This window comes from Gemmobacter fulvus (assembly GCF_018798885.1).
GTDB classification, from domain to species: Bacteria; Pseudomonadota; Alphaproteobacteria; order Rhodobacterales; family Rhodobacteraceae; genus Gemmobacter; species Gemmobacter fulvus.
In genome coordinates this window covers 107,484-119,772 of sequence record NZ_CP076365.1, presented here as the reverse complement: position 1 = coordinate 119,772, position 12,289 = coordinate 107,484, and the positions used below count along the sequence as shown (strand labels likewise).

The 12,289-nt window shown below is 61.4% G+C and carries 9 protein-coding genes and 1 pseudogene; 1 reads left to right on the top strand and 9 read right to left on the bottom strand.

Annotated elements, in window-relative coordinates; translation table 11 throughout:
* Positions 1-24: 24 nt before the first annotated feature.
* Positions 25-576 (top strand): annotated as a pseudogene (locus tag KM031_RS21450) (sodium/glutamate symporter); the annotation flags it as partial.
* A 48-nt stretch (positions 577-624) separates the two neighbouring features.
* On the opposite strand, the gene KM031_RS21445 reads toward KM031_RS21450, so the two are convergent.
* The 9 genes from KM031_RS21445 to KM031_RS21405 form a co-directional block, all read right to left on the bottom strand.
* Positions 625-1,311 (bottom strand): IS6 family transposase, encoded by a 687-nt coding sequence (locus KM031_RS21445; protein WP_260692227.1) that lies wholly within the window; start codon positions 1,309-1,311, stop codon positions 625-627.
* Positions 1,312-1,548: 237 nt separating this feature from the next.
* Complete coding sequence (locus tag KM031_RS21440) at positions 1,549-2,160, bottom strand: class I SAM-dependent methyltransferase (protein ID WP_215507288.1); 612 nt, start codon at positions 2,158-2,160, stop codon at positions 1,549-1,551.
* Positions 2,161-2,193: 33 nt separating this feature from the next.
* Complete coding sequence (locus tag KM031_RS21435; protein WP_215507287.1) at positions 2,194-4,431, bottom strand: glycosyltransferase family 2 protein; 2,238 nt, start codon at positions 4,429-4,431, stop codon at positions 2,194-2,196.
* Positions 4,415-6,241 carry a glycosyltransferase family 2 protein gene (locus tag KM031_RS21430; protein ID WP_215507286.1) on the bottom strand — a complete coding sequence of 609 codons (1,827 nt, stop codon included), beginning with the start codon at positions 6,239-6,241 and terminating at the stop codon, positions 4,415-4,417. Before KM031_RS21430 ends, KM031_RS21435 begins: the two co-directional genes overlap by 17 nt.
* A gap of 64 nt (positions 6,242-6,305) precedes the next feature.
* Positions 6,306-7,568, bottom strand: coding sequence for a calcium-binding protein (locus KM031_RS21425; RefSeq protein ID WP_215507284.1), 1,263 nt, complete (start codon positions 7,566-7,568; stop codon positions 6,306-6,308).
* A 267-nt stretch (positions 7,569-7,835) separates the two neighbouring features.
* Entirely contained in the window at positions 7,836-8,600 is a 765-nt protein-coding gene (locus KM031_RS21420) for a hypothetical protein (protein WP_215507282.1), read from the bottom strand.
* The gene (locus KM031_RS21415; protein ID WP_215507280.1) at positions 8,593-8,835 is read right to left on the bottom strand and encodes a hypothetical protein; all 243 of its coding nucleotides are present in this window, start codon (positions 8,833-8,835) and stop codon (positions 8,593-8,595) included. The genes KM031_RS21420 and KM031_RS21415 overlap by 8 nt, the downstream gene beginning before the upstream one ends.
* A 382-nt stretch (positions 8,836-9,217) precedes the next feature.
* Positions 9,218-10,615 carry an HlyD family type I secretion periplasmic adaptor subunit gene (locus KM031_RS21410; protein ID WP_215507278.1) on the bottom strand — a complete coding sequence of 466 codons (1,398 nt, stop codon included), beginning with the start codon at positions 10,613-10,615 and terminating at the stop codon, positions 9,218-9,220.
* Entirely contained in the window at positions 10,612-12,243 is a 1,632-nt protein-coding gene (locus tag KM031_RS21405; protein WP_215507277.1) for a type I secretion system permease/ATPase, read from the bottom strand. Before KM031_RS21405 ends, KM031_RS21410 begins: the two co-directional genes overlap by 4 nt.
* Between the last annotated feature and the right edge of the window lie 46 nt (positions 12,244-12,289).

The following is a 12,289-nucleotide window of genomic DNA, read 5'->3' as shown; positions in this document are numbered from 1 at the left end:
CAGCATTCTGACAGGCGCCGCCGCGTGACCTTCTTTACGGTTCATCCCTTCCATTCCTTCAATCTTGCCGTGGTCTTGCTGATCGCGGGCAAGATCCTGACCCTGAACATTGATCTTCTGCGCCGCTATTCGATCCCCGAGCCGGTGGCGGGCGGCTTTCTCTGTATCGCGGTAACGGGGCTCCTCTGGGCGCTGTTCGATCTGAAGGTCTCATTCGAGGTGGGGATCCGTGATTTCCTGCTGCTGGTGTTCTTTGCCGGTATCGGGCTGAAATCCGATATCCGCACGCTGCTTGCGGGGGGCAGGCCGTTGGTGATCCTGTTGATCCTTGCGACCAGCTTCATCCTTTTGCAGAACTTCGCGGGGAAGGGGCTGGCGAGGCTCTTTGGAATGGAGCCGAAGGCCGGGCTGATGGTCGGCTCGGTTTCGCTGACCGGCGGCGTTGGCACCACGCTGGCCTGGGCACCGATATTCGCCGAAAAGCTGGGGATCACGAATGCGCTGGAACTGGGGGTCGCGGCCAATACTGTCGGGCTAATCGCGGCCTGTGTGATCGGCGGGCCGATTGCGGGGTTCTGTCGCAAAGTTTGTTGGAGTTTGAGTGCGGGCATCGCCCGGACATAATTATGCTGCGAGCTCCGCAAACTGCTGAAACGCGGTAAGGCCGTTGGCATAGATCTGCCCCTTTCGGATCATGTGCGCGGTCTCGATCCCAGCCAAGGTCGCCTCGGCAGAATGGAAGGCCTTGAAGCCGAGCATGGGGCCCGTGATCCGCTTCACGAAGCGATGATCTTGTTCGATGATGTTGTTGAGGTATTTGACCTGCAGGATCTTGATCGTGTTGCCTGAGCCCGTGAACTTCAGGATCACATTGACGCTTTGCAGACCCGCCAGATTGGCGCCACTCTTGTCGATGACGACACGGTCGGGCACGCCGTTCGTGCCAATCGCACCCTTAAAAAATCGACGGGCTGCCGCCTTGTCGCGACGCTCAGATAGCATGAAATCAAGAGTTTTTCCCGTGTTGTCGACCGCCCGGTAATAGTAGGTCCATTTGCCTTTAACCTTGATGTAGGTTTCGTCCATGCGCCAAGATTTGGCGGTTGGCTTCTTGCGGGACTGCGCTTGTGCCGCCATCAGCGACCCAAACTTAACCACCCAACGGTTCAAGGTTGCATGGTCAACTTCAGCCCCACGCTCCTCCATGATTTCTTCCAGGTCGCGATAGGAAACTCCATATCGCACATAGAAATAAACAGCGTACAGGATTACGCTTTTAGGATAATGGGCTCCCTTGAAATCAACCGACATCCGATACACCCTGTTGCTTGCTTGTTTGAGAACCATGTCGCAAAATCAGCCAACAAACGAAAGATCCCAAAAGTTTGCGACAGAACCTCTCGGAAAGCGGAGTATTCATGATCTGGGATATATCACTAAAGGCAAGAGAAAAGACAGGAAGGGATCAGGTCGCGGGCACAATGCAAGTGCAGCGTAGAGACCTTTATCGGGGATGTTAAGCGAAACCGGCCATGGGGTCGCGCTGGGTCAGGGGTTGACGAAGGACAGCAGCGCATCGATCTGGGCCTGAAAGGCCGTCGGGCGCCGGGTTGCCACCGCACAGAATTCGACCGAGGGGCCGGGGACGGTCTGTACCTCTTCGAAGCCCGCCGCGAGCATCCGCCGTGCCAACGAAGCCTCGGTGAATCCGGTGCGATGTGCCATGAAGGGGTTACCATCTTCGATTGACCTGCGGTGGCCATAGATCACATCCAGCGCCGCGATCGGTCCGGAGGGCGAATGGTAGAGGGGGCGCTCAATATCGCCTTCGTCGAAGGCCCGTACCACCGCCGCCAGATCGGGCAGCCGTAGCACCGCCGCCCCGTCGGGGTGCAGGATACGCGCGCATTCGGCCAGAACCTTCGGCACGTCGTGGTCGAAGAAATGTTCAATCACATGCGAGCAATAGATTATCCCGGCCGTCCCGTCGGGGATGACCTGCTGCAGATCGGTTAGATCGGCATGGATGTCGGGCCTGCAGGCGGCGTCGACATCTACCCGCACCTCCTGCCAGCCTGCGAAGGCCGGAGCATCGGGCAGCAGGTCGAAGAGACGCCGGGGGCCGGAGCCGAGGTTGTAGAGGGTGCGTGGTATGGACATCGGCTGGCCTGTGGGGAGAGAGTGTAAAAAAGATTAAGCCCAGTGGGGCAGCTTAGCGGGCTGCCAGCACCAGGCGCGGCGCGGCGCGGGGTCGCGGTGCTCCAGAGACAGTGCACGATAGGGCAAGGCATCTGGGGCGAACAGCGGGTGATATTGCGGGTCGTTCAGCACCGTCTCGCGCCAGATATCGCGCAGGCACGCCAGTTCGCGCTGCAGGCGCAGCCCAGCTGGGTTACCCTTCTCGCGCCCGCGGCTGACAGATTCGAAGTGGCGGATTCGTGCATGCGGCGATAGCACGATCCTGTAGCCGGCCTGCCGCAGCCGCAGGCAGTAATCAACATCATTGAAATTCACCGAGAAGCGCGTGGTGTCAAATCCACCAAGCCCCTCGAACAGTGCCCGCCGCGTCAGCAGGAAGGCGCCGGTCACCGCCGCAGGTTCCGATGCGGCGCAAAGCAGCTCGCCATAGCCTGGATCCCCCAGCATCCTGTCCTCGAAGGCATGGACGGCGCCGTGCCAGGGACCCAGAACTACGCCGCCATGCTGGATGATGTCGGAGGCGCGCAGCATCAGCGGTCCCGTCGCCCCGACACCGGGGTCGGCCAGCCGACTGCACAACTCGTCCAGAACTCCGGGCCAAGGAAAGGCTACGTCGTTGTTCATGAAGCAAAGCTGCGCATGGCGGGCATGGTCGCAGGCCAGATTGTTGATCAGCGAAAAGTTGAACCCCTCGCCGAATTCGAGGATGCGCGCGCCGCCATCCTCGAGCTCGTTCAACACCTCAAGGCTCTCGGCTTCGTTCGAGCCATTATCGACCACGATCACGTCCAGATCGAATCCCGGATTAGCGGCGATCAGGCCGGTGACAGCGGCTTTCAGCATTGGCCCTTGGTTGCGGGTCGGTACGATCACGCTGACGGCGCGGTCTTCCACTGGCCGGTGAAGATGCAGTGTGGGAAACAACGCGCCTGCGCGCGGCGGGGTTGTGATGATCCTGCTGTCAGCAGGCAGGCGCCCGGGCTGGCGCAGTGCTGTATTCAGCGCTTGGGTGCGCGACACGCAGGTCGTTGCCAACGCCGCCTCTTCGGCCCATCCGCCAGGATGAGGCAGGTGCCACAAGCCAGTCATGTCCGGCATGCCGCCTCTAGGTGCCAGATGATCCAGCAGCAGCGCCACTAGCGAGGGCGGCTCCACTTCGGGCAGCACTGTTTTAGACAGGGCAGCTTCAGGTAGGGCGAAGCACAGTGCAGCATGACCTTGTTCCAGCAACCGCTCGGTGTCGAATGCGGGCATCAGCAGCGGCCAGAGCATACCATCCGTTTGTCGCAGCGCCAGATCGCAAAACACCGCCTTGGCCCCGTGCATTGTTGGTAGGGCGTCGGCCAGTCGTGCGGCGAAGCTGGGTAGGGGGTGCACCGCCGTATGGCAGCATAGAACCCAGCCGGTGCCACCCAGACGGAACCAAGTGCCGTCCTCGCCGATCCGGCCATCCGCCGCTGGCGGGCGAGGGGGGGCAGCCAGCTCGGGATAAAGGGCGGTATAGGCCGATAGCGGCATACCCAGCCCCAGAAGTCGGTCGAGCATGGCCTCGGCCCGGCGGGCATGGGCAGGTGTGTTGCCAGAAGCGGCGGCGATCAGCCCCGCACGCAGACGGTTCGGCCAGGCGATCACATCGACCGGGCTGCCCTCCAGCACGATACCAGTCGAGGTTTCAACATGCAGCCGATGCATCTGCCCGTCGGCCAGATCGGAATCAAGATGTAGGTCGAACGCGGCGGCACGGCCCAGTGGATCTTGCGGGTTGCCGATGTGCTCCCAGCGGTTGACCCGGCAGCGCCCGACGATCCGGTCGCCCTCCATGGCGAGGATCTCGTAGGAGGGCAGGTCGGTGACGCCGTTCTCAACCGTTCCGCTGAGCATTAGTCCGCGCGCGTGACGCAAAGATCCCGGCCCCCGAATGACCGGGCTGGTGGTTTTGCGTAGGTTCAGGAATTCGTGTTCGAAAATGATGTGACCCGCGTTGAGTACTTCGACCCGCAGCACATCTACATCTTGTAGTGCCCTTGGATTGAGGCTGAAGCGAAAACCGTGCTCACCGATCCAGCCGGGGTTGCAGTCCAGATCGACGGGCAGATCGGCCGGTGTGGCGCCCAGTAGCCGACCATTCACGAAGAGCCCGACATGCCATTGCCGGTCCGGTTGGCTGTCCAGTAGGACATGGCCCCGCAACAGGCCGGGTTCGGTAAAGGTAAGGTCAGACAGGAACGGCATGTTTCCCTCCTGCTTCGGCTCTTCTGGCCAGGATTTCGAGAAGCGTCGTCTCGAGATCCGCTAAATCAGAGGCCGAGGCGCCGGTGCAGGCAAAATCGGCCAGTGGTTTTCCCGTCGGGCCGAGGCGAATCAGAAGTAGTCCCGTCGCCGCATCGTATTCTGCTATGAGGTCATGCCCCGGCTCCAGCCTCAGCCCGCAGGCATGGAGTACCTTGGTCGGCGCGAGCCGCAGCAAGCGGAATCGGTGGCGTCGCAGTGTGCTCGGCACCTCGCCCTGCAAAGGTAGGACCAGTGGCCCTTGGGGGGGGAGGGGGAGGGTCATCCGCCCGTTGCCGGGATGTGGGGGCGTGTCCGTCCGGGCCTCGGGCGTCCAATCTGCAGCAGTGGCTGTCAGCAACCGTGCCCTTGGCGCGGCCAGCGGATCGAGTGCCGCGAAGCGTTTGTAAAGCGCCGGATACTCGGGAAAACGCTGCACCAGCCGACGGTAGTTCGCGGTAGCCAGCCGGTGCTTTTCGCCACCATAAGTAACCGAACCGGCATGGCCGACGAAGCAATCCGTCGCCGCAACATGCCGCCAGCCGCGCAAAGTGGCGCGCAGGCAGAAATCGACCTCTTCGTAATATCCGCTGTCATAAAGGCCCGACAGTGGACCGATGGCGCGCAGACAAGGCTCGGAGATCAGCATGGCAAAGCCGTTACCGCTGGGCAGATCGATGGTGAGGCCGCGGTTGTGCCGGGAAGCCGCCGCGGCAAGACGATCGCAGATCGCTGGATCCGGCATGAGCGCGGCTTTCCCTGGTCCCAATAGGCAGACCGAACCAGCATTGTTTGATAGCGGCGTGACGGTTCCCACTTCGGGCGCACGCAGATGGGCCAGCAGGCGGGGCAGGGTTTGCCGCGGCAACCAAGTATCGGAATTCAGCAACAGGACCGGGCCAGAGCCAATCTGTCGCAGTCCATGATTGACTGCGCCGGTAAAGCCAAGGGTTTCCGGTGTCCGGGTTACACTGACGCCCGGGTGTTGGGCGCAATCGGCCAGAAGCCGTTGTGTCTCGGGCAGCTCAGATCCGTCGTCGACCAGTATGAGCCGCGCACCGCGCAGTCGGTGAAGATTGTCCAGAACCGACTGTAGGCAACGCGCCAGTATCGTGCCGCCATCCTTCAGAGGTATGACTATCCATAGTCGTGCACGAGCACGGCCCTTGGGGGCGGGCAGTGGCTGCGGTGACGCCGGAGCGTCGATGTTGATCAGCTGCGCGGTGCCGCCGTCGGACAGAACGGTCAGGTGACGTGATCCGGTGGCAGGGCGTGCGACATGGCAATCCAGTGCAACGATCCCGTGGCGGCCAGCTTGACCCAGTGCCTCGACCCGGTCGTCCGGTCCGATGCCTTCCAGCGCAATGCTGTCACCCTGCCGCTGCAGCAGAGTCAGCCGCACGTTCAGGGCCAAGTTTTGGTGCAGCAGCAGTGGCATTCGCTTGGGGTCAAGCGCGACCAGCGCCAGTCGCCGCTCTGCTGAGCTGGCGAAGGGGCTGTTCAGTAGAGCTGTCGCGATATCATGGGTGTCCGAGGGGTCATCTCGCGCTGCGCCCAGACTGCAAAACAGCACCATAGCATCAGGGCTCGATGGATCAAGCCGGTGGGCATGGCGCGCATCGATCCGCGCCAGTCCGACATAGCCGAGGCTTTGCAGAAGCATGGCCCTCTCGATAAAAGCCGAAGACGCTGCAGAATCGTGCAGCGCTGTCTGAAGGGCCACCAGCCGATCTACGGTTTGGAAAGGACTCAGTTGTCCAGACGTCTTGCTCATGCGGCGTCAGGTCGGCGCTCAGAGAACAGCCGCCCGAATATCTCGGGCGGCTGAAAGATCAGGTTCACAGATCGATGTCTTTGTCGTCGTTGAAGTTGAGATGTTCAACGCCGGACACCGTGACGAAGCTACCATCCGAGAAGGTGATAAGCGTCTTTGCGCCGACCGTCTGGATGCTGACATCGTCGAAGTTGGCATTGAGCGTGACAGTATCATCGTCCGCGCCCCCATAAACGGTATCGCCTGCTCCTGCACTGAACGTGTCGTTGCCGCTGCGGCCATAGAGCAAGTCGCTGCCGTCGCCGCCGTTGAGCGTGTCGCTGCCAGCGCCGCCATAGAGCATGTCATCGCCTTGACCGCCCATGAGAGTGTCTTTGCCCCCACCGCCATCAAGCGTATCGTCACCCTCATTGCCTGCAAGCTTGTCGTTGCCGCCGTCGCCGAAGAGCGTGTCATGGCCACTACCGCCATTCAACGTATCGCTACCGCTACCGCCATTGAGCGTGTCGCTACCGCTACCGCCATAGAGCATGTCGCTGCCAACCCCGCCATAGAGCATGTCATCGCCTTGACCGCCCATGAGAGTGTCTTTGCCATCACCGCCTGCAAGCTTGTCTTTGCCATCACCGCCTGCAAGCTTGTCGTTGCCATCACCGCCTGCAAGCTTGTCGTTGCCATCACCGCCACCAAGCGTATCGTCACCCTCATCGCCTGCAAGCTTGTCGTTGCCGCCGTCGCCGAAGAGCGTGTCATGGCCACTACCGCCATTCAACGTGTCGCTACCGCTACCGCCATAGAGCGTGTCGCTACCGCTACCGCCATAGAGCATGTCGCTGCCAACCCCGCCATAGAGCATGTCATCGCCTTGACCGCCCATGAGAGTGTCTTTGCCATCACCGCCTATGAGAGTGTCTTTGCCATCACCGCCTGCAAGCTTGTCGTTGCCTTGACCGCCTGCAAGCTTGTCGTTGCCACCACCGCCCAAGGCAGTGTCATCACCCTCGCCGCCTGCAATCAGATCCTTGCCTTCGCCTCCGATCAGGGTGTCTTCACCGCCACCACCGACGATGCTGTCGCCTTCCGACGACCCAATCACAGTTTTGTCTTGGTATCCCGGGACGCGAATCACGACCATGCCACTGCCGGTCTGCCGCACGATAAGGTCGGCATCTGGATCCGGCTCTTCGCCTGGGCCTACGATTGAGACAGTGAGATCTTCGTCATCCGGCAGCTTGCTGAGGATGCTGTTGATCTGCGCTTCATTCAACCCAAGATCGTCGAGGCCTTCCCCGACGTCTTCAAGTGAACTGTATTCGGATGAGGACATGGGCGTTATCTCCACAAATGATTGCGTTGGAATACTCGTCCTGGATGACTGAACTCAGCCAAAAACACTGTGAAGAGGATTCACAAACAATATTCTCTTGCTAGCAGCCGTTGGTAACAAGATCAAGAAGGCCTGAGTTGCTCTAAGAGGCTCTTTTCTTTCAAAGAAGCAAAAATTATATGCTTGCGCTGAATAGTTGAGCCGAGTTCAAAGATGTAGTCGAGGATCGGGAGGTCATCAGCCTCTCCTGTTTCGGCCTGCAAGAGTTCAACCTTTGCGGAAGATTCGGATGCGGTCGTTGCGACGTGCGGTTGCGCGCTTTTCGCTGTCAGCCGACATCTGCTCTAGCACCATCCTCAGACGCAGTAGCCTGTCGCCGGTGCTCATGCCGTGCAGGCTGACCATCGTGCCCGAGGCGCTCACCCGCCCGGCTTCGGCGAATTCGGCCTCGACGCCCAACCGGTAGCGCCCGTCAGGTTCGTCGATCCACAGCTGCAACTCGGAAAACGGCCTGAAGCCGCCCCGGCTGCCCAGAAAATCGCCGGGTTGGGCGATCTGCCCGGTAGCGGGATCCTGAGCGACGATGCGCGGTCGACCGGTGCGTGCCCGGATCATCAGCCCAGCGATGGCCTGGTCGGGTGTGTCGCCGCCGGTCCAGCTGCCGAAGCTTGCCGGGCGATCGCCATGGCCTGCGAGATGCAGGATGTAATCTGCCCCGGTGGTTTCGTCCGGTGCCGGGTCGGGGCCGCGGCGCGACAGGTAGTTCAGTTCGATCCCGCCGCGCGGCATTGCTCCGGTCTGACGCGCGCTGATCTCGATGCCCAGCACTGCAGGGCGACCGCAGCGGATCACGCAGAATTCGCCTGGCGAGGTCAGCGCCCCGGCGACATTTCCCGCCTCGAACATCAGGCTGAGCGCCTGACGCGAGGCTGGCATCACCACTGGGCGGATCAGCGCATCGGCACTTCCCTCGGCCGGGGCGACGAAGGTCAGTGTCAGGAGACCCGGCTGCAGTTTTACTGTTTCATACATGGGTTTGGCCCTCTGGCACCGCTCTCGCGGTTATCCCCAAGACCAGCATCAGAAAACCGATCGGGGCGGTGATGAATCCCAGCGTCTCCCAGTTGTGGCTGGTATAGACACGCTGGGTCACCTGTATCAGGTAAAGGAACGGGCTCAGCGCCAGCAAGGCAATGAAGATGCTGTGCACGCAGATCCGCACATAGCTGCCGCGGGCGTTCTGGAATACAGGGGAAACCGTCATCATAAGCGTTCCTGAGTCAATTCGGGGTCAGGGACCACAGTTGGAAGCCGGAAACAAGCATGTACAGCACATTTGATCGCTGGGAGGAGGCGACGGGCGCTGCATTGCGGATTTATGACCCATTCGCCTACCGTCCTGCCCTCCACGAGCGCATCGTGCCGGTTTGCCTTTCGGAAAACTCGCACCTGACCGAAGGCGAGCGGACGATCATGGCGACCCTGAGCTGTTGGTGCTGCGCAGCGAGATGCCCAATCGCCCGGACCACCGCATTTGCCTCGTCCGCTGCGGGCTTAGCATAGCGCAGCGTCAGAAGACCTGGGGTGAGAGTTCCAGCTTTTCATACATCATGTTCTCTCGGGGAGTTCTGTGGGCAGGTCGGACAGGTTCATTCCTCACGCATCGCGGACTGGAACCGGCGCAGCATAGGGCCGACCAGATAGTTGAGCGCGGTGCGCTTGCCTGTCGGCAGGATGGTCGTCGCTGACATCCCGGCGACAAGCCGTTCGCGCGGTTCATCCGGCAAGGTGGCCTCGTCCAGCCGGACCCGCGCCTCGTAATAATCGGTACGGGTGACAGGATCGACAACGCGGTCGCGCGACAGGGTCAGCAACTCGCCCTCGGCGGGGGGCAGGCTCAGCAGCTGGAAGGCAGGAAAGGTAATGAGCGCGTCCGATCCCGGCAGCAGACCGTCAATATCATTGGGCGAAACGCGCGTGACGATGATGTAATCTGCCTCGGCCGGGGCGATTTTCATGATCGTGTCGCCGCCGCGCACAATTGCCCCAATGGTGCCCAGAATACTTTCCTGCACCGTGCCATCGACCGGTGAACGGATTTCGACCCGGTTCAGCGAATCCGTCGCGATGATGGCATCGCGTTCCAGCGAGCGAATCTCGGTGGAAACCTGTTCTAGATTCTCGGCGGCACGGCTGCGATATTCCTGTTCCAGCTGGGTCATCTGCAGACGGAACCCGATGATCGACTGCCGGATGCGGGCAATTTCGATATCCGCCTGAGCGATCTTTTCTTCCAGCGTCAGGCTGGCCTGTTCCAGTTGGGTCACACGCGTCTGACTGGTCAGCCCCCGTTCTAGCAGGCTTTTCTGATCGGCAAGATCGGCTTTCACAAGCACTGTCTCACGTTCAGCGATGCTGCGGCGCACGGTGTTGGCACGGATCTCTTCTTCGGCCTGCGCGATATTGGTCTGCAGCAGGTTACGCGCCTGAAGCAGTTCACTGCGCTGGATGTCGAATCGCTGGATTTCGTTTTCTGCAACGCGGGCGATCGCTGGATCAGCCGCAAGCTGCGCGACGAGGGCGGGGCTGAATGTCAGCGTATCCGCCATGCGCAGTTCGGCCTCCAGCCGTTCCTGCCGGGCCCGGCTGCCGAGGATCTGTGTATCGAACAGCTCTGCGGTGGCGGCGCTTTCCGTTGGATCAAGCCTCAGCAGTAGATCGCCCGCTTTCACCTGATCACCGCTGCGCACAAAAATCTCGCGCACGATTCCACCCTCAAGATGCTGTATCTGTCGGGTGGTATTGGCATTTTCCAGAACGCCACTGGTGACGACGGCGCTGTCGAGCCGGGCGACGGCAAGCCAGCCCCCTACCAACCCGAAACAGAGCAGGATCGTGATGGCTGAGGCCCGGAGCGAGCGCTGCAACTGCCGGTCGCAGGTTTCGATCGTAGTCTGTGGTGCGGTGGACGGATGCGGGTGCAACGGTCCTGTGGCTGCGGACGGGCGGCTGGTTGGGGCGGCGCTTGGCAGGTTTACGACGTTCATACCCGGGCCTCGCCGTTGGGGTGATCGGCACGGCCATTGGAAAGCAGCGGGTTTCCGGCCACGGTCAGGCGGCGCAGCATGTCTTCCCGTGTGCTGAACGAATGCATGTAACCATCCATGATCACCAGGATGTAGTCGCAGATCCCCAGCATGTTGACCTTGTGGGTGCTGAAGAACACCGTGGTCCCCCGCTGGCTGACGGCAGTAATGCTTTCCAGCAGGGTCTTTTCGCCTGCCGCATCCAGCGCCGAGTTCGGTTCGTCCAGTACCAGCACCTTCGGCTGGCCATAGAGTGCGCGCGCCAGCCCGATGCGCTGACGTTGCCCGCCCGACAGCGGCGCCCCGTCCTCTTGCAGGCGGAAGTCCAGACCGCGCCCACGGGCCTGAACGATGTCGAGCGCCCCGGCAAGGCGCAATGCCTCGGAGGCCGCGATAGCCTGCGCGTCGGTCACCGGGCCAAAGCGCGTGACATTCTGCATGATAGTGCCGGGCAGTAGATCCACCGATTGCGGCAAATAGCCGATGTCCGGGCCGCGCTGCGCCTCGGGCCATTGATGCAGGGGAAAACCGTCGATCTTCACGCTACCCGATGACGGACGCCCCGCGCCCGACAACATGCGCAGCAGCGTCGATTTGCCCGCCCCGCTAGGCCCGACAATGCCGACGACAGAGCCCGCCGGAACATCGAAGCGGATGCCGGACAGCACGGGTTTTCCGTCCGTTCCCATGACCACCAGATTGTCGCATGACACCTGGCCCTGCATCTCGGGCAGCAGGGTCGTGGCATCGGCGGGCACATCGGCCAGCACGATGTCGAGCCGCTGTATGGCGCTGCGCACATCGTTGATCATGGACCAGTTGCGCGCCACCGAGACCACAGGGTTTACTCCGCGCATCATCACGATGAAGGCGGCCATGCCGGCATTCACCGAGGCCGCATCCAGCAGATAAAGCACTGCACCCGCCCCGATCAGGATGACCATCTGGCCCTGTTGCAGCAGGCTGATGACGCTGTCGATCCTGTTGGCCGTGGTCTGCCCCCGGAGCAGGATGCCTGAGGCCTTGTTTTCCAGACCCGACCATTCGCGCCGCACGCCCGGCAGGATGTTCATCGCGCGGATCGTCTCGCGCCGTGTCGCCGTTGCCAGGCCGAAGGAAAAGGCCCGGTCCTCATGTTCGCGCGATTCCGCGCGGACCCGCTGCCAGATGGACTTGGACCGGCTGCTCAGCACGGCGAGCAGCAAGATATAGCCGATCGCGATGAAGCCGAAAGCGGGATGCAGCAGGAACAGGATGACGATGTAGATCGGCGAGAGCGAGGCATCCATCGCCGCCTCGATCAGAGGCCCCGTCAAGCCTTGCTGCACCGTTGTGATGTCGCCATAGGCGCGGAATGCCTCCGGCTTGTTGCCGCGATGCACCGCGTCAAACACTCCTTCGCGCAACTCATGGTCAATTCTATGCCCGACGGCAAACAAGGCACTGGCACGAAAATGATCGAGAACCGCCCAGACGATCATCAAAAAGACAGTCAGCACCGTGATGAATCCCAGCGTTTCCCAGCTCCGGCTGGAATAAACGCGCTCTGTCACCTGCATCATGTAGAGGAACGGGCTGAGTGCAAGCACGGCACTGAATATGCTTTGCCCCCAGATTCGCACATAGCTACCGCGA